Source organism: Psychrosphaera haliotis (genome assembly GCF_009728465.1).
In the GTDB taxonomy this organism is placed as follows: Bacteria; Pseudomonadota; Gammaproteobacteria; order Enterobacterales; family Alteromonadaceae; genus Psychrosphaera; species Psychrosphaera haliotis.
Window position 1 is genome coordinate 538065 of record NZ_WOCD01000001.1, and the last position, 19726, is coordinate 557790.

A 19726-nucleotide genomic window follows, 5' to 3' on the forward strand; every position below is an offset into this window, starting at 1 on the left:
ATAACTTACGCGTATTAAACTAACTTGTCACCTATACTAGTTAACCTTTGACTTCTAAAATTGTAACTCTAACGAGTTTTAAAACTTTAAATTTGCAGACAATGACAGTGAGAAGGTTTTTGCATCAGAAATATCTAAGTTATCTGTCATAACAAGGCCTTCAAACCAGCTATTTGAATAACTAACTTGAATTGCCTTATTTTTAATATCATAACCAGACGTAATAACTCCTTGTGCAATATCAAAACCGGCCCCGAGTACTATACTAGTATTTAAATCCCTTTTGTTTATCGCCAATAAATATTCAATATCATCTTTAGCATAGGAAGCGGTTAAAGAGATACTTTTAGGCAAGTCCCACGAAAATGGCTTTTCCGACTCAACGCCAGAATATGCTGGGTTAAACCTAAGAATATTGTCCTCATCTCGATATGTAGTCGAGCTACTTAAAGTTCCTGAGCTATAACCTAAATGATCAAAATCAAACTTTGAAAACAAGTCAATAATATCTAATCCTAAAATAAGGTTTTCAGTTGGTTGCCAATTTATAACTAGATCCCATGTTTTGCCGGTTCCTTCACCCCAATCAGCATCGATTTGTCTTTTTAATAGATTTTTGTAGGAGTACCACTCTTCAAGTTGAGCAACCCCCGTTACTGTCCCCTCCGATACAACGTCACCTAATAAACGGCTATTCCTAATCGTAGTAGGCCTCCAAACACCAAAGTAATTGGTTATTGAGAACGTCTTAATTGGCTGCCACATATAACCAAGTTTGATTCCTTTGGCTTGTAACTTCCTATAATGAATATTTAAGTCATAGGCAGACTTAATTGAGGGGAAAGACGTTTTTGTATATTGGTAAAGCGTAGCTGAGGATTCGTTTGTAGTTAAAAAATGATCGTTACGGGTTTCATAAACAAATCGCCAATTTTTAACTCCTAATTCAATTCCAATTTTACTCTGAGATAATCCAAAATCTGAATTTTTACTAACTCCGCCTTCCCAATCATCCTTCAAGATGTCACTAATAGGTTGAATATTGGTTGTGTTAAAACTAGTAGCGTAGCTTTTAATGTAAGTCTGGCTTTTATCCTGTTCGAATTGAGAGTTTGAGCTAACGTTGTTGCTATATGATAAGGCGCTATTTGATAAGGCACTAGTTGAAAAAACGAAAGAAAAAACGGTAACTGAAAAGCAAATTTTCTTTAAAAGTGTACAAACGGAAAGTATTGTCATTGTGCTATCAAACTGCTTAATTTTATTGTTTTAATATTAAAAAAACGCCACTTAGATAAACTAAGTGGCGTTTATAACTTCAATTTAACTTTATAATCCTACACCCAAAGAATTAAATAAATCAATGGGTTCGCAATCATTATAGAGTTTCAATCGTACCATCTTCATCGTTATAACGAATTAAGATGGTAGAGCCGCGTTTAATGATCTCGCCGCCTAATATAGCATCTGAGCCAACAGTTATTGTTCCAATGACAACATCCACACCTTCGTCGCCATCTTCACCATCATCACTCATGCGTAATACAACGCCTTCTGCATTTGTGGCAATAATAGAGTCAGTGTCCATCGATTCTACCATTACTTTAAATGAGCGTTGTGCTTCAGCTTCTGGTGTTTTGTAGGATAAGGCTAATGCAAACTGGCCATCTTCAAAGCCAGTTCTTTCGCCCGACAACATGACGCTTACTTCATAATCTTGCAGTACCACATCAACCGATAATGATGCCGCTAAATCAAGGTATGTATCTTCACTTTCAAGGCCGTCCGTATTATCCGGTTCAACCAAATAAACGTCATAGCTCTTAGAGCCACCTGGATTAAATACATCGGCATCTAAGGACTCATCCATTAATTCGAAACGAGATATGTAGCCTAGACCATCTATCACTCGCCATTCAAATTGTGTTACGTAACCCCTATATGATTCGAAACGATTTTCATGGAGCCTCTTGACGATAGATGAAGCAGAGTTGGACTCACCTAAGTGTGCAAATAGCGAAACACCCCAGTCGCTTCTATATTCCATGTCTAATACATTGAAATTATGGCTGTACCATTCGGTTACTAAATTGCCTTCGTAATCAACTAGTTGATTATTTTCATTAAACTTCTCTCCATAATAAGCTTTTATTACCCATTCAGAGTCGCTTATCTCACCATCTTGGTTGGAGTCTACTGATTCAACTTCGTATTTAGCTGCACTGGTCCATGCCTCGTTTGAGTACACGTCTGCTTGTTCAAACTTAAATACATAACGTTCTGAGTCATCTTCTAGTACTTCTTTAAACGTAGAAATAGATACTAATTTATTTGAGATATCACTCGTGAACTCAGATGTATACCTAAACGTTCCATCTTCAGCTTCAGTAGACATAACTGACAATTGAGGTCCACCATCAACGATAATGCTAAACTCTGAATCATCGCTTGCCACTGATAACGTCATTGCATCTTCCATTAGCGGCTGTGCTAAATAACCTTTAACACCAAAATTCTCAACACCGGCCTCTATAGACCGCAAATCAGATTCATCTGATATTAGAATACCGATTTCCGATTCCCATATGTCATAAACACGCTGGTTGTCTATAATGCCAAAGTTTGATTTAAATGAATCAAGTGCACTGTTATAACCTTCTTCATCAAATTGACCTAAGCCAACAAATTCATCAAAGATATTTGAAGAATTTACGCCCGTTATAGAATCAATAATTTGCTCATACTCGCCATCAGGCGCATCAATACCACCATTTTCATCAAAGTAATCTGCTAACGCTAACTCACCCTCAATCGACTCATCGCGATGCAAGATAGATTTAACTTCCTCAAATTTATCGATAACACCATCACCATCTGTATCTAGCTCTTTGAAAATAGATGAGTAAATATAGCGATACGGGTCATTAAGTTCACTCGTAATAACATAGTTGTATCTAACTTCTCGTAACACTAGCCCTTCTGGTGTTGTGTTTGTAAGGAACTTAACTTCTGTAAGATATTCATATCTTTTTTCATCACTGTTTAGTTCAAAGCCTAAATTAATGTGACGCCCTTGATCGGCTGTAAGGTCATTAAAGGTATATTCATAGGTTTCTACACTTTCAAAGTAATTTGCATTCTTTTGATAGGTTACTAAGTCTTCGTCCTCTGAAACGCTTATTGTAAAAATAGGCTCCTCTAACAAAGTTCCTATTCCTTCCTGAAATCCAGCAGGCGCAAACGTTGCAGCTTCGTTTACATTTAATGCTAAAGTTGCTGTGATGCTCTGTCCTTCTGCCGTAGAAAACATTCCTGAAAAAGTAACTGACTCAGGTATTGGCTTTTGCTCATTTTCAGGGTAATAAAGTGGTCTATCGTCCAAAACATATGTTTGCCACTGCCCTACCCTGAAATATTCATCTTTAATTGTTGGTACGCTAACCATAACTAAATCTGCACCTAGTTTGCCTTCAAAAGTAACTGGATTTGTAACTGCTTCAGTTGCTTTTTGAGCAATAACAAGAGAAAGCTCTAATCCACCGCCTTTGATTTCAGCGTCGGTATCACCATTCTCTAGCTGCTCTTCAGTTACCGTTTCTGTTAACTCTATGTAAACATGACTAGTGTCTGCAATTTCCAATGACGCTCCAGCTGTTTCCATAAGTCCAGATAAACTCAGGTCAACACGGTCTCCCGCATCGTTTAACGACAATGATAAATCAACTTTTAATACTTCAGAATCACTACCTACTGCATCAACACTAAAGTTATAATCATCTTCGTCCATCACTAACGTACCAGTAACGCCAGATTCAACTCCTAATTCTTGAGCTAAATCAAATGTTGTTTGGCTGCCCACGTCTCGCATACTAATGTCAGTAACAGTCTCAGAAATAAGGGATAACAGGGTAAAATTATCACCTTCTAACTCAACCATCAGCTCCGCGTCTTCAATTAATTCTAGAAGCGCGTCGCCTTCAGCTTTTATTTCTTGATTTGATGAATGATCTTTATCGAATAGATTGGCGAATACACGGACATCTTGCACCATGCCTTTAGCTTTCGCGACTGCATCATCCTCAGTAACCTCTTCAGACTCAGAGTCAGTTCTGCCATCTTCTCCAGCTACAAGTATTTGGTTTTCTGATTCATTTTCTAATACATTTTGAGTTTGATTTAATTCTTCAATAGCAGCTGAGCCATTTTCAATTGTATCGTCGTTCGCAATTATTTCAGCTACAACTGAGGCTGTTTCTGCAGCAGCGTCTAAAATTTCTGTAATGCTAAACTCAAAATCGCCTTCTCCATCTGCGACAACAAGCAGATCACCGTCATTTTCTACAATGTCAGCTGTTGCAGAGTTCATATTGTCAGTGATGTCACCACCAGAAAAGAGGGATTCAGCGATACCAGCATTGATTAACCCGTATCTCAGCTCTTCAGCATTATCTTCCGCCGCAACTTCAGACGCATCATTTGCGGATGTAGGTTCAAGCTCAGCAATATTGCCTTGGATGCCAAAGGTATTTGCGATTTTTGATAAATTTTCTTGAATTGTTTCTGGGCTTACACCGTCTTCAGAGTTATCAACCAAAGCCGTTGCAAGGTGCGTTAATGGGGAAACATTTACTTTTGCTGCTGTGCCAGACTCAACTGAAGAAACAGAAGACAACATAAAGGTTGGCGCAGAGGCTGTTAAATCGATTTCTTCACCAAATTCAACATCTCCGCACCCAGACGGAGCGTCACAAAGCATGATTGTTGGTGATGCAGGGTCAGTAGAAACACCAACCTCGACTTTTATTGGTCCAGAGTAATCCAATACCGTAAACGTATAGTTGCCATCTGCGTCAGTAGTGATGTTAGCATCTTTTAACTCATCACTGGTAAGCTCTACAGGCTCGTTGTCTACGTACTTAAATACTTTAACAACACCATTGCTCATCGTGCCTTTAATTGCTTTACCCGAAATTGCAGTTTCAACTGGTACAGTAGTGCCGCCACCTGAACCTCCGCCACTGCCTGAACCTCCGCCGGAGCCACCACCGGTACCACCAGTTTCATTAGAGTCGCTTCCGCCACCACAGGCAGTAAGCATCGTTATAGAAAGTGCGAGAAGAATTTTATTAAACTTCATAAACGTTCCTTGTAATTTCAAATTTTGTAGAAAGTGCATTATTGGCACCAATTAAAACTTAGGCCGAATTACCACTTGGTGATTTTTTAAGCGAACAGTATGGTCGATGAAAAATCACTTTGCAATGCGAAATTAAGAAAACTTGTTTCTACTTGTCAAACAAAACTAACTTAAGCGCAGGCAGAAATAATATCTACTTATTGACCTTTTTTATCAGCTTTAACTTTTAACCAGGCTTGTTGCCTTTCACAAGTAATTTTAAAGACGGAGACTTGGAAAACAAAAAACGCCATCTAGAAAGTCTAAATGGCGCTTTTATATTGCGTTTAATTGCTATTAATTAACGAAGTATTATAAAGACTCTATCGTGCCATCTTCATCGTTATAGCGGATTAGTATGTTTGAACCACGAACAATTATTTCTGCCGCTAAAATTGCCTTTGCACCAACGGTAATAGTACCAATAACAACGTCTTCACCTTCAGTACCGTCATCTTCATTACCTGTCATTCGCAAAATGACACCTTCAGCATTAGTCATTAAAATGAATCGCTAAACATTGATTCAACTTTGACATTAAAAGTGCGCTGTAATTCTGAATCTGGAGTTTTGTATGATAAGTCTAGTGCAAACTTACCATCTTCAAACTCAGTTCTTTCGCCTGACAACATCAAGTTTACTTCATAGTCTTGAAGCACCAAACCCACTGACAATGAAGCGGCTAAATCTAAGTAATTATCTTCGCTTTCTAATATTTCAGTACTGTCTGGCTCTACAACATAAACGTCATAACTCGTTGTATTTCCAGGCTCAAAGACATTGGTCCCAACTTCCTCAGACATTAATTCAAAACGAGATATGTATCCAACACCATCAATTTGACTCGATTTGAATGGATTTAAGTAGTTGTTATTAGAGATATATCTATTTTCATGTAAGCGCATTAGCACAGAACTAGCAGCGTTAGATTCGCCTAAGAAGTTATAGAATGAAACACCATAATCAGACTTAAACTGCATGTTTATCGCAAACAATGAAGAAACGTATCCATTAGTCACTATCGTTCCGTCATAATCAACTAGCTCATAATTTTCATTAAAAGACTGTCCCCAGTAAATAGTAACGTACCATTCAAACTCATCAATTTCGCCATTTGGTCTGTATCTTCAGAGTAAACTTCGTATCGAGTTGCCGCGTTCCACTCATAACCGTCAGAATAAACTTCTTTTTCAGTTAAGTAGTAGCCATAACGTTCTTCTCCATCGGTGTCACTTTTAACGGAAAATAGAGAAATATTCTTAGCGTAACTATCACTGTCAAAAGTAGAGTCATAGGTGAATGTTCCGGTGTCTGAATCTTCTGTTGTTGATACAGTTAGTTCTTGGCCGCCTTCAACGCTGATTACAAATTCACTATTGTTGCTGCTAACATCTAATGTCATTGCATCTTTAAGAATTGGCTGCACAATATAGGCACGAACACCAAAGTTATCTAAACCGCCTTCAAGGGATTTTAAATCTGATTCATCGGAAAGAATAATACCTACATTGGTTTCCCACATGTCATAAACAGGTTGATCTGGGGTTATTCCAAAAGCAAGGTTAAAGGCATCAAGTGCGCTATTTATATCTTTGTTTCTGTTAACAATATTGTTATTAACATAGCTCTCAAATGAATCTAAAAACTCACCCGTTACGGAGTCTGTGCTTTCGCGTACATCATCCTGATATACTAAAATATCATCGTTTTCATCGATTAAATTAGCCACTTCAAAGTCAACCCCAAGAGGTTGGTTTAACGATAAGCGTTTTGTCACTGTTTGATGGCGGTCTACCGCTCCATCATTATCAGTATCTAACTCTTTGGCTACTTGATAAAAAATACTAATATAATCATTTGACGCACTTCCCGCATAGGCAAGAAGATACGATGTTCATTCAGTATTAAGCCTTGTTCTGTTTCCGTTTGAACGTGAGAGTATTCAGTAATATCTTCTCTTATCCAATCCCCTTCGGTGTAGTATCCAGTTACGCGATTGTGAGTAAGATCTGAATCAGAAAGGTCTTCATAAGTTCTTGTTTTTGACCTTGGGGTCAAGAAGTACGTATCGTTACCAGTCCAAGTCACTGTGTTCTCATCGTCAGATACCGATACATAAATTCCCGGTTCTTCTAATAAAGCACCAACTCCGTTTTTAATTCCATCTGGTGCAAAGGTATCAAGCTCATTTACGTCTAACGCTAATGTTGCCGTGAAACTCTCTCCTTCCGCAGAAGCAAATGCCCCAGAGAACACAACAGACTTAGGTACAGCTTGTTGCTCTGTAGTAGGTATATAAAATTCTTGGACATCTACGTAATTAGGCTCGTCAAAATACTCACTTCTTAAACTAGGTACATCAACCATCACCAACTCAGCCGCTAACTTACCTTCAAACGAAATAGGGTTAGTAATTGTGCTACTGGCTTTTTGTTCAATTGCTATTGATAGCTCAAAACCTCCACCAATAATGTCAGTATCTGCATCACCACTTTCTAACTCTTCTTGAGTAACAGCTGTTTCTAGGTTAAGGAATACTTTACTGGTGTCTTTGATACCAAGCGAAGCGCCAGCGGTTTCCATTATTCCCATCAAAGATAATTGGATTTGATCTCCAGCTTCATTCAAAGCTAATACCAGGTTTAACGCTAGTGCTTCTGAATCACCATTGGATGCATCAACAACAAATGTGTAATTATCTTCATCCATCACCAATGTGCCAGTAACACCAGACTGTGCGCCAAGCTCTTCAGCTAAGTTGAATGTTGTTTGGTTGCCTAAGTCACGCATGCTCAAATCAGCTACTAATTCTGAAATAGTCGATAACAGTGTAAAATTGTCACCTTCAAGCCCTACCATAGTGTTAGCATCTTCAATCAACGCAATAAGATCTTCACCTTGCGCTCTAATACCAGCATTTGAGGCATGGTCTTTATCGAATAAATTAGCAAATACACGAACGTCTCCAACCATCGCTTTCGCTTTGTCTACAGCATCGCCAGTAGTAATTTCTTCCGATTCTGAGTTTGTTCTGCCATCTTCATCAACTAACAGTTCTTTATTTTCAGACTCATTCTCTAATGTGTTTTGAGTTTGATTTAACGTGTCAATAATTACTGAACTATTTTCAATAGAGCTATCAGCAGCAATATTGGCGGCTACCATTGACGCCGTGTTTGCGGCCGCGTCCAATATTTCAGTCATACTGAACTCAAAGTCGCCTTCACCATCTGGAACAACTAGTAAGTCACCATTATTGGCAACAATATCTGCCGTTGCTGAATTAAAGCTCGCTGTAAGGTCTCCGTTGGAAAAAAGTGACTCGGCGATGCCAGCGTTAATTAACCCGTAACGAAGCTCGGCCTCGTTATCTTCAGCCGCAACCTCTGCGCCATTGTTCATCGATGTAGGCTCAAGCTCAGAGAGATTGCCCTGCACACCAAATGTATTTGCCACTTTAGAAAAGTTTTGTTGGATAGACTCAAGACTAACGTCTTCTTGAGATGCCTCAAGCATAGATGTTGCAATATGGGTTAACGGCGAAACATTGAGTTTTGCTGGTGTGCCAGAATCTACTGAAGAAACTGAAGATAATGCAAAGTCAGGGGCGGTTGTCGTTAGGTTTACCTCATCACCAAAAGCCACAGTGCCACAGCCAGATGGCGCATCACACAGCATAATAGTAGGCGAAGTTGCGTCAGCAGAAACACCCACTTCTATTTTAATTGGTCCGGTATAATCTAAAACCGTAAACGTATAATTACCACTGGCATCAGTAGAAACCGATGTGTCTTTCAACTCTTCAGAAGTGAGTTCAACAGGGGCATTATCGATATATTTAAATACCTTAATAACCCCATTACTTATTGTGCCTTTTATCGCTTTACCAGAAACGGCCGTTTCTACAACCGTAGTTGTGTCACCACCAGTATTGCCACCTGTGTCACCACCAGTATTGCCACCTGTGTCACCGCCAGTATTACTACCTGTGTCACCGCCAGTATTGCTACCTGAGTCAGTGCCTCCACTACCGCCGCCACATGCCGTTAGCATTGATATCGAAAGCGCCAATAGAATTTTTTTAAATTTCATAAAACGGTCCCTGTTGATTAGGATAGTTGTTCACGAATGCAAAATATAATCACATTAGCTGTTTAAGATTGTTGCTTAATGTGGGCATTGTTATGCAGTCAGCAGACAAAAACAACTTTTTAGACTGTTTAAAAAAGGAACAATTCGTTTTAGGGAAATTTTACTATGAGATGGCACTTTCGTAGTTTAGTTTTTACTGCGGTGTCCCGATAAACTACTTTTTATCTTTCTCTAACGCTTCTATTTCAGCCCACATTTTTTCAGCCTCTTCAGAGAGTTGGGCATAGAGTCGAATATCTCCTTTTCGTTGCGCCAACATACCCTCTTCCAATTTTTTATCGTACAACTTTCGCTTACGTTTTACCGGATCAAATAACTTTCCAAATAACCCCATGTAACTCTCCTAAATTAATTTGTTTTTTATTTATCAGGCATACGTTGCGAACAAAACATTGGATTTAAAACTCGAATAATTAGAGGTAATAGCCGACGTTCCTAAAAATATAAGCTACGTTTCGCAAAGCTATTTATATTTACCTCTAATTGCTTTTATTATGTCTCGCCAGGTGACTATTCCAACGGGAGTCCAATTGTCATTTACTATGGGTATACACGAAATTCTATTTTCGTCGAAAATTTCTACAACACGTTTGACTCTATCTGTGGATTTTAAGCAAATTGGATCTCGGCTCATAATTTGATGAACCCGCTTATTTAATGTAGCAAGATCCTGCATTTTTTCTGATGCAGTCCCTATATTAGGACTAAGTGCCTTTAAAACATCTCGATCTGATAAAACCCCTAGTAACTTTTGCTCTTCTACTACTAACAAATGATGAAACTGTGTTTGATTAAATATTTCATTGGCCAACGACAAAGAATCGTCCAATCCTACCGTTACAACAGGCTTTGTCATTATATCTTCAATTATCATTCATTTACCTCTTACCCTAATTTATTTAACTTTTTAATTTCAATACTTTGGTGGTTCTATTTTATAGAAGACTATCTTCATAAATAGTTAATTTAAAAAAATGGAAATGGTGTCTATAGTCTAACTACAAGCTTAATTCATAAAATCAATGAACGCGAAAAATAGGAGATCAGAATGAGCAACAATGACACTAAAGGTCAATGCCCATTTATGCATGGTGCGAATACCAAAGTAGGCGGTAATTCGACAAAGAATATAGACTGGTGGCCTAACCAGCTTAATTTGAAAATCCTTCATCAAAATTCAGAAAAATCCAATCCAATCGACGCTAACTTTAATTACGCAGAAGCTTTCAAAGCCCTAGATTTAGATGCGGTCAAAAAAGACATCGCAGATTTATTAGTAGATTCAAAAGAGTGGTGGCCAGCAGATTACGGTCATTACGGCCCATTTATGATCCGTATGGCATGGCATGCTGCAGGTACCTACAGAGAAGGTGATGGCCGAGGTGGTTCATCAACCGGTAACCAACGATTTGCACCGCTTAATAGTTGGCCAGACAACGCTAACCTAGACAAAGCTCGCCGCCTCCTTTGGCCTATTAAAGAAAAATATGGCCAAAACATTTCATGGGCCGATTTGTTTATCTTAACGGGTAACGTTGCTCTTGAGACAATGGGTTTAGATACTTTTGGTTTTGGTGGTGGTCGAGAAGACATTTGGGAACCAGAAGAAGATATCTATTGGGGCACAGAAAAAACTTGGCTAGATAATGGCCGTTACGACAAAAAAGACCTAATGGACAGAGAGTTAGAAGCGCCTTTAGCTGCGGTTCAAATGGGCTTAATTTATGTAAACCCTGAAGGTCCAGATGGTATTCCAGACCCTGTTGCTTCAGGTAAAGATATCAGAGAAACATTTGGCCGCATGGCGATGAATGATTACGAAACCGTTGCCTTAACAGCCGGTGGTCATACTTTTGGTAAATGTCATGGTGCCGCTTCGGACTCTAATTTAGAAGCTGAGCCAGAGGCAGCATCAATTGAGCAAATGGGTTTAGGTTGGAAAAACAACTACGGCAGCGGTAAGGGTACCGACGCTATTACAAGTGGTATTGAAGGTGCTTGGACACCTACACCAACGACTTGGGACAACAGTTATTTTGATGTTTTATTTGGTTACGAATGGGAACTGACTAAAAGTCCAGCAGGCGCACATCAATGGACTCCTAAAGGCCTTGATAAAGCGCATCATGCACCTGACGCAGGCAACCCTGATAAAAAAGTTGGCATCATGATGACAACCGCTGACATGGCTATGAAAATGGATCCTGAGTACAGAAAAATTTCAGAGCATTTTCACAAGAATCCGGCTGAATTTGCCGATGCATTTGCAAGAGCTTGGTTTAAATTAACGCACCGAGATATGGGACCTAAGTCTCGTTATTTAGGTAAAGAAGTGCCAAGTGAAGATTTAATTTGGCAAGACCCATTACCAGAAAGCAATGGTAAATCACTTACAAGCGATGATGTTGATTCATTAAAACACGCTTTGCTAAATTCTGGACTAACACCTCAAGAGTTAATTTATACGGCATGGTCTTCAGCATCTACTTACCGAGATTCAGACAAACGTGGTGGAGCAAATGGCGCGAGAATTAGATTCGCACCACAAAAAGATTGGCCAGTGAATAAACCTGAACAATTGCAGCAAGTACTGTCAGTGTTGAATAATGTTCAGGCAAACTTTAATCAAGAACAGTCAAGCAATGGCAAACAAGTGTCTATTGCCGATTTAATTGTTCTTGGTGGCAGCGCAGCCATTGAGCAGGCAGCTAAATTATCAGGTGTAGATGTGGACGTGCCGTTTTCACCAGGTCGTGTTGATGCGAGCGATGAGCAAACCGACACAGAGTCTTTTGATGTATTAGAACCTGTTGCTGATGGCTTTAGAAATTACTCAAAAGCTAACTTTACTGTAGCCGCTGAAGAAATGTTGCTTGATAGAGCACAACTGCTAACGCTAACAGCGCCAGAAATGACAGTCCTAGTTGGTGGTTTAAGAGCGCTTGGCATTACCGCTGATGACTCGAACAAAGGAGTACTTACCGATAGTGTTGGTACGTTAAATAATGCGTTTTTCCGCAATGTTCTAGATATGAATACAAAGTGGGAACCAAAAGATGCGCATGCTAGCAACTCAAAAACAGAGTTTGTTGGTATTGAGTTAGCAACTGGCAAGCCTAAGTGGGAAGCGAGCCGTGTCGACTTAGTTTTTGGCTCAAACTCTCAGCTAAGAGCAATATCTGAAGTTTATGCCACCAACGACGCTAATCATAAGTTTATCAAAGACTTTGTTAGCGCTTGGGTGAAAGTAATGGATGCCGACAGGTTTGACCTAAAATAACTTAAAATCGATAATTTTAATAAACGTTTTTAACTTACAACTCGACGTTTATTGAAGGTTGATTTTACCAAGGCCACTCTAATACTTGTTAGAGTGGCTTTTTATTATCTAGTCAATATCTAAAACACGTTTTAAGTCTGACAGATAAGGTTCAAAGTAACGCCATTGCTCTGTCGCACTTTTATAAATTGGCTGTCTTACTTGTTCTGAACTCGGAGTTTTTATATTTCGTTTCGTTTTATGAAACTCTAAACAAGCGGGTTCAAATTCTAATCCACAAAAGTCTAATAAACGCCTTACTTCTTTCTCTAAGTCATCAACAACATCTTCATGATTCACCGTTAAAATAAAATCAGGCAGAACCGCTTTCCAATGAGCCATCAACTTTAAGTAGCCATTGTAATAACGACCTATATCTTCTAAGTCGTAACTAAACTCCTGCCCTTCGGCAAATAACTGTTTAAAGCCACTAAAACAACAGGCCATTGGCGAACGTCTCGCATCTATAATTTTGGCGTTTGGTAATATGAGTTTAATCAAACCAAGGTGTAAAAAGTTATTTGGCATTTTATCGATAAATAAAGGTGCACTTTCACGGTACACTTTTGTTTCTTCTATAAATTGCTCTCCAAAGCGCTGAAAGTAAGTGTCTTCTAACTTATGCAAATTTCTTGGATATACGTCTTCATCTAATTCTTGTTGCTGTGCGCTATTATCCACTTTAGCCCGGCCTCGCAGCTTTGACGCTAAGCCTAAAATTTGATGCAACTCCATGGTGCCATCCACTTGGCTGTGGGAGGCTAAAATTTGTTCTAATAACGTTGAGCCAGCTCTTGGTAAACCAACAATAAAAATGGGATCTTTACAGGGGTTACCAACATGACTTCGCTTCTCAAACAGTGCCGAGTCACAATACTTAATTTGGTGGTCTATCTGTCGTTCTACATTTTCTATGTTGAAACCACTATATTGCTTTTGAAGTGCGTTCCCAGATCTATAGGCTTCAAATGCTTCTGCAAACTCTTTGTTATCCTCTTTGGCTTTACCAAACGCAAATAACATTTGAATTTTATCTTGCAAAAGCTGGTCAGTTAACCCAACGTGCTTCTCCATTTGGGTAACTTCAGTGTCACTAAAGCGGTAGGTTTTAGTATTAGCTAAACTCCAATATGCATCACCAAACTTAGGGTTTATTTTATAAGCATTTTGATAGGCCTCAACAGCAGCCGTAATATTGCCGCTCGCTTTTAACGCATGCCCATGCTGTAAATAAAACTCAGGGTTTTTATGTCCCACGGTGATTACATTATCAAATAACGCTATTGCTTCATTAACTTGACCTAACCCTGCTAAAACATTCGCCTTGGCCACCATAAAACTAACATTTTCAGGTTGTTGAGCTAGCAGTTTCAAGACTAACTCTTGCGCTTTTTTGTACTTACCAAGCTTTAAACTTAAATTCAAAAATAGTGACCGTGCATGAATATGTTCGGGTTCAAGCTCCAACGCTGTCGTCAGTAAAAACTCTGCGTCATCATATATTTTTAGCTCAATGCCTATTTCCGCTAACAAACACATACCGTCAACATTTCGTTTGTTATTCTGTAAAAACTGGCGACAAATTTGTTCTGCTTTAATTAATTTACCATCATTCATGAACTCTGTAACAGCGAGCAACGCAGGTGGCAAAGACTTGAGTTTTGCTAATTGATTTGCGGCATGTTGCACATATTCTGCATCATTAGATTTACGATATAGCTCAATTAACTCCTGCCAGCTTGCCACTAAACTAGGATTTAACTTTACCGCTTTTTCAAAGCTAAACTTGGCAAGATCTGCTTTTTGATCAGCGAGGTATAGATAACCTTGCTCTTGATAACTGCGCGGATGATTATCAGCAAGTTTTATTAACTGTTGCAGAGTCTTGTGAGCATGCTCATTATCTTTTTTGTAACGGCAAGCGACCGCTTTTAAATACAGTATTTCAACTTTGTGAGCCGTACTTTTAACTTGCTCTAAGTAGGAGTCAGAAACTGCAATAGCCTGATTAAAGTCAGCGGTTTGAATCAACTTTTGAATTGCTCTTGTTTGCTCTTCAAAACTGGCATCGGAAATACTAACGGCACTCTCTGATGTTTTGCTTTTTATATTCAAGACACTTCCCTTTCAACACTTTTATTCTTCATAAAACAATTTGTTAACCGAAAAAAAACCGCTAAAGAATAATCTCTAGCGGCTTCCTTATGCCACAAATGACAATCTTAATTTATCAATAGAAGTCGTACGAGAACCTAAACCCAACGGTCATAGGGCGGTTCGTAACAACTTTTGGCGTAAACTGCTGAGTATCAACATACAATATCGCACTTTCGTCCGTTATGTTATTAATAAAGAATTCAGCTTTCCAGGCATCATTAGTCACACCTATGGCGATATTGGCTAATACATAGCTGTCTTGAACATAACGACCACCAGCAAAAGCATTACCATTGCTATCTGTGTAATTCACACCTGTGAACAAATCAGCTTCGCGTTTAATATCTAAACCAGAGCCGGTGCCATAAACAAGGTTTGTTGCATCTTCTAATACATATGCATCCATTGTCATGCCTGTGTATCTATCACCTGTATAGCTAACAGAACCGTTTACAAAGCCCGTTAAGTCGCCATCAAGTTCAAAGTAGTACTGAGCTTGCAAGTTACCAGAAAGTTCAGCTGAGTAAGGCAATTGACTACCAACCGGTGGAGCAATGCCATCAAGCTCTGGATTTACAGAAGTTAATTCACTGTCAATTAAACTAAAGGCGCCTGATAATACTAAATTGTCAGTAGCGACATAGCTGAAGTCACCATCAATACCTCTAATTTCAGCGTCACCAACGTTGTCAGTAAATACTAAGAAGCTAATATTAGTTGGGTCAAATCGAGAGGTTTGCAGATCCGAAATGTCTGAGTAATATGCCGTTGCATTTAACCTTAGGTTTTGATCTAGTAATGTTGATTTAAAACCAACTTCAAAGTTGTCCAAACTGTCGGTTGTGGAATAAACAGGTATACGGAAACCGTCAAAGGCGCCTTGCTGATTTTTAGCTAACCCTCCACCAACACGGTTGGTAACCGGTGGTCTAAAACCTTCTGAGTAAGAAGCAAACAAGAGTACGTCTTTATTCACTTTCCAATCTACCGACGCCTTTATAATGGTGTCATCAACCGTCAGCGTCCCGTCACTATCTAACAGGCTCGTATCGAGTTGACCATTGGCAATTGCCGCTTGAATTGCTTCAGCTTCAGCTGCGCCAAAAAATTCAGTTAAGGCTGCGTCACTTCCATCACCGTAGGCTTGTAGTCGGCCACTTACGTCAACTGTAGTCGTAGCACCTTTAAATTTATCTTCAATCTCGTACCAGCGAGCTCCAAAACTTGCCGTCACTGTATCTGAAATGTCGTATTCAAACTGTCCAAAAAATGCAATCTGATCAATGGTATGAGTAATATCATTCACAAAGCTAATTTCAGATGAGAAAGGACCACCATCGCTATTTATGCCATCTGTACCTTTTAACTCTTTCTGTAGGTCAGTGAAATACGGTAGGTCTGTATTACCTAATTGAAATAGGCCAACCGTTGATACTTCCTGTGAGTCGTAAAATACACCAGCCGTTACGCGCCAATCATTGTCACCTGTGGTATTAAAGCGCAATTCGTGGGTAACACGTGAAGTGTCAGTTTCTTCTTTGTAAAACTTAGTTGGGTCTACACAGATTTGAGTTTCTGGTGCCCCGGCATAGTTACACGCATAGTAAGCTGCAAATGAGCCACCATTGGTGTAACCGGTATAATCGATTGTTGAGTTAATTTCTCTATCTAAATAGCCGCCTGTATACACTAAATCTAAGTGCTCTAGTCGACCTTCTAACGTCCAAGTGGTTAAACCAAAGTCATCATTATTGTTCTCTGGTACAAATCTATTTGTTGATGATTCACCTTCAAGATTTGGGTCGTACGCAAATACCCCTTCCGTATCCAATGACTGCTGCGTATGCTGAACTAACAGGTCCCAGTCGTCATTAATAAGGTATGAAAGTCCAATTCTGGTGCCAGCATAGTTTGCTGTATTAGTGTTGTCTTCAACTAGCGTATCGTTTTTAGGCGAAATAACTGGAACACTTCCTGGGTTGGTTAAAGCGTCATTTGAAATGCGGCTAATAACTTCCGCACTACCTATATAACCGCCCTCTCCAGGTACATTTAGGATGTTATCAATCCAGCCACCTTGAAAGTCATTAAAAGCAACCACTCTCACTGCTAAGTCATCACGCAAAGACATATTAAAATAAGCCTCTACCGAGTTACTAATATCGCCGCCTTTTGTGCTTCTAAAACTAGTATCAAAACCAGCTTCAAAACCATCATGACTTGGCTTTTTAGTAATAAGGCGCACCGTACCTGACTGTGAACTTGCTCCAAATAATGTACCTTGTGGGCCTGGCAATACTTCTACACGCTCAACGTCGGTGGCATAAATGTCTAAGTTACGACCTTGCATTGAAACTGGCTGTTCATCTAAATAAAATGCAACGGAAGGTTGTAATGCTTGAACTGAAGAAACGGCAATGCTGGTTTGTGTTGTTGCAGCACCACGGATATAAATTTCATTTTGCCCAGGGCCTGTGCCTTGGAATACAACGTTTGGCAAAAACTCTACATACTCATCAAAACTCGCCACTCCCAGTTTTTCTAAACTTTCTCCAGAAATTGCGGTAACAGTGACAGGAACGTCTTGTATCGACTCGGTTCGTTTAGTTGCGGTGACATTAATGACTTCTATCTTTGCTTTGTCTTGCGGTTCAATTTCCTCAGCACTTGCGTATCCTGAGGTAGCAAACGCTGTTAATACAGCACAATGCAGTTTTGTTAGTTTCATTTTAGTATCCCTTGAGTTTGGATCAGTTTGTAATTATTTTTAGTGTTCAAATTAGATGTGTACTAAGTTATATGACTATAGGCTAACTTTTAATTCTTTTCAAAGTCTTAATAAATATAACAATTTTATTTAAAGAGATATTAGTAGAGGTGAGCGATTGCAGATATCTATATGATTAATATACTATCTATACAAATTAATGGAAGGGGAACATCTTGAGTCAGTCGTCTCAGAGTCACTTGAATAAAAATGTATTTTTTGGTGCATCGTCAATAATCATAGCGTTACTCTTATTTACCGCGTTATTACCTGACCAAGCGCAATCTTTGTTCTCCGTTGTGCAATCTTCAATTGTAGATAACGGCAGTTGGTTTTATGTTTTAACCGTTGCCTTTATTTTCTTTTTTGTCTCTTTTTTAGGCTTATCTAAATATGGGGATATTCGCTTAGGTCCTGATCATGCAACTCCGGACTACTCTTTAAAAACTTGGCTATCTATGTTGTTTGCCGCGGGCATGGGCATTGGCTTAATGTTTTTTGGTGTTGCCGAGCCACTTATGCATTATTTAGCGCCGCCTACAGCAGACAAAGGTTCAATTGAAGCCGTTAAAGAGGCAATGAAAATGACCTTCTTCCATTGGGGTTTTCATGCTTGGGCTATTTATGCCGTGGTTGCGTTAGTATTGGCTTACTTCAGTTACCGACATAACTTACCTTTAACCTTAAGGTCAGCTCTTTATCCTTTAATAGGTGACAAAATTTATAAATGGCCAGGGCATGCGGTGGATGTTTTTGCCGTAGTAGGTACTGTCTTTGGTGTTGCTACATCGCTTGGTTTAGGTGCTTCTCAAGTAAACTCAGGTTTTGGTTATTTATTTGGCATTGACGTTTCGACTACTAACCAAATATTGATCATGTGTTTTATTACTGCCTTAGCGGTAATCTCAGTTGCTACAGGCTTAGATAAAGGCATAAGGCGACTCTCAGAAGCTAATATGATTTTAGCTATTACCTTATTACTACTTATCTTTTTGTTAGGCCCAACGGTCTTTTTACTTAAAGCCTATTTACAGAATGTAGGCGCTTACCTTTCTGACATTATCCACAATACCTTTAACCTCTTTGCGTATAAAAAAACCAACTGGATTGGTGGCTGGACAATTTTCTATTGGGGTTGGTGGTTAGCATGGGCACCATTTGTGGGTTTGTTTATCGCCCGAATTTCACGTGGTCGTACTATTCGTGAATTCATATTAGGCGTTATGTTAATTCCAACGGTATTCACATTATTTTGGATGACGATTTTTGGTAACAGTGCCATTGATCTCGTCTACAACCAAGGTGTTGTTGAGCTCGGTGAAATGATCAGTAAAGACTCCTCCGTCGCACTCTTTGTATTTTTAGATAACTTCCCGCTAACACAAGTTTTATCCTTTTTTAGTGTGTTGATGATCATTATCTTCTTTGTTACGTCTTGTGACTCAGGTGCCATGGTTGTTGATATGCTTTGTTCTCACGGCAAAAACGACACTCCATTATGGCAACGTATGTACTGGGCTGTTGGCATAGGCATTGTGGCCGCGATTTTGTTATTGGTTGGTGGCTTAAGCGCCCTTCAAACCATGACCATAGCAAGTGCTTTACCTTTTGCTGTTGTATTGTTATTAGCAATATTAGGATTAATTAAAGCCTTGCGAGTAGAGGCATTTAAGCAAGAAAGTTACCTAGCAACCGAAATGCCACGTTCAAGCAGTGAGCACACCGATGACTGGCAAGCAAGATTAAGTAACATTGTCGCTTTTCCAAATAAGCTGAATGTTAACAAGTTTATTAAAGATACCGTTGCTCCAGCCTTTTTAATGGTGGAAAAAGAGTTAAAAGAGAAACACATTGAAGTCACTATTTCTGACGAAAAAGGCTTAAGCTTGATTGTTGAACACGGTGATGAACAACGTTTCATTTATCAGGTAGTGGCTAGAAAGTATTCTCAACCTGATTTTGTGAGTGACGATGATGATGACGAACAAACGTATTATCGAGCAGAAGTTCACTTAGTAGAAGGTGGGCAAGATTACGATATTATGGGTTGGTCACAAGCGGCTGTGATCAATAATATTATTGACCAATACCACAAGCATTTGCACTTTTTACATTTGCTTCGTTAAATAACCACGCGAAACACTTCTCTGAGCCG

At 39.2% G+C, this 19726-nt stretch carries 12 protein-coding genes; 2 read left to right on the forward strand and 10 right to left on the reverse strand.

Annotated features, from left to right (window positions below; all coding sequences use genetic code 11):
• Positions 1-78 precede the first annotated feature (78 nt).
• From GNP35_RS02365 to GNP35_RS02400, 8 genes are all read right to left on the reverse strand, one after another.
• The gene (locus tag GNP35_RS02365; protein ID WP_155694167.1) at positions 79-1020 is read right to left on the reverse strand and encodes a hypothetical protein; all 942 of its coding nucleotides are present in this window, start codon (positions 1018-1020) and stop codon (positions 79-81) included.
• Between the two features lie 358 nt (positions 1021-1378).
• Entirely contained in the window at positions 1379-5137 is a 3759-nt protein-coding gene (locus GNP35_RS02370; protein WP_155694169.1) for a hypothetical protein, read from the reverse strand.
• Between the two features lie 351 nt (positions 5138-5488).
• Positions 5489-5677, reverse strand: a complete 189-nt coding sequence (locus GNP35_RS02375; RefSeq protein WP_155694171.1) for a hypothetical protein — start codon at positions 5675-5677, stop codon at positions 5489-5491.
• On the reverse strand, positions 5677-6195 hold the full coding sequence (locus GNP35_RS02380) for a hypothetical protein (RefSeq protein WP_155694173.1): 519 nt from the start codon (positions 6193-6195) through the stop codon (positions 5677-5679). Before GNP35_RS02380 ends, GNP35_RS02375 begins: the two co-directional genes overlap by 1 nt.
• A 20-nt stretch (positions 6196-6215) precedes the next feature.
• Entirely contained in the window at positions 6216-6905 is a 690-nt protein-coding gene (locus GNP35_RS02385) for a hypothetical protein (protein WP_155694174.1), read from the reverse strand.
• A 98-nt stretch (positions 6906-7003) separates the two neighbouring features.
• Positions 7004-9268 carry a hypothetical protein gene (locus tag GNP35_RS02390; RefSeq protein ID WP_155694176.1) on the reverse strand — a complete coding sequence of 755 codons (2265 nt, stop codon included), beginning with the start codon at positions 9266-9268 and terminating at the stop codon, positions 7004-7006.
• Between the two features lie 214 nt (positions 9269-9482).
• Positions 9483-9662, reverse strand: a complete 180-nt coding sequence (locus GNP35_RS02395) for a DUF6435 family protein (RefSeq protein ID WP_155694178.1) — start codon at positions 9660-9662, stop codon at positions 9483-9485.
• 129 nt (positions 9663-9791) lie between these two features.
• Positions 9792-10184: a CBS domain-containing protein gene (locus GNP35_RS02400; protein WP_230961262.1), complete on the reverse strand. Its 393-nt coding sequence runs from the start codon at positions 10182-10184 to the stop codon at positions 9792-9794.
• 192 nt (positions 10185-10376) lie between these two features.
• Between GNP35_RS02400 and katG the strand changes: the two genes are divergently transcribed.
• Positions 10377-12608, forward strand: coding sequence for a catalase/peroxidase HPI (gene katG / locus GNP35_RS02405; protein WP_155694182.1), 2232 nt, complete (start codon positions 10377-10379; stop codon positions 12606-12608).
• A 108-nt stretch (positions 12609-12716) separates the two neighbouring features.
• Here katG and GNP35_RS02410 read toward each other — a convergent pair whose 3' ends face one another.
• Entirely contained in the window at positions 12717-14762 is a 2046-nt protein-coding gene (locus GNP35_RS02410) for a sulfotransferase (protein WP_155694184.1), read from the reverse strand.
• Between the two features lie 115 nt (positions 14763-14877).
• Positions 14878-17532, reverse strand: a complete 2655-nt coding sequence (locus GNP35_RS02415; protein WP_155694186.1) for a TonB-dependent receptor — start codon at positions 17530-17532, stop codon at positions 14878-14880.
• 212 nt (positions 17533-17744) lie between these two features.
• Here GNP35_RS02415 and GNP35_RS02420 point away from each other — a divergent pair, with 212 nt between their 5' ends.
• Positions 17745-19697, forward strand: a complete 1953-nt coding sequence (locus tag GNP35_RS02420) for a BCCT family transporter (protein ID WP_330997696.1) — start codon at positions 17745-17747, stop codon at positions 19695-19697.
• Positions 19698-19726: the final 29 nt, after the last annotated feature.

Coding starts and splice junctions, on each gene's coding strand:
- GNP35_RS02400 (WP_230961262.1), bottom strand. CDS start 10,184: ATGACAAAGCCTGTTGTAACGGTAGGATTGGACGATTCTTTGTCGTTG.
- GNP35_RS02395 (WP_155694178.1), bottom strand. CDS start 9,662: ATGGGGTTATTTGGAAAGTTATTTGATCCGGTAAAACGTAAGCGAAAG.
- GNP35_RS02370 (WP_155694169.1), bottom strand. CDS start 5,137: ATGAAGTTTAATAAAATTCTTCTCGCACTTTCTATAACGATGCTTACT.
- GNP35_RS02415 (WP_155694186.1), bottom strand. CDS start 17,532: ATGAAACTAACAAAACTGCATTGTGCTGTATTAACAGCGTTTGCTACC.
- GNP35_RS02390 (WP_155694176.1), bottom strand. CDS start 9,268: ATGAAATTTAAAAAAATTCTATTGGCGCTTTCGATATCAATGCTAACG.
- GNP35_RS02375 (WP_155694171.1), bottom strand. CDS start 5,677: ATGACTAATGCTGAAGGTGTCATTTTGCGAATGACAGGTAATGAAGAT.
- katG (WP_155694182.1), top strand. CDS start 10,377: ATGAGCAACAATGACACTAAAGGTCAATGCCCATTTATGCATGGTGCG.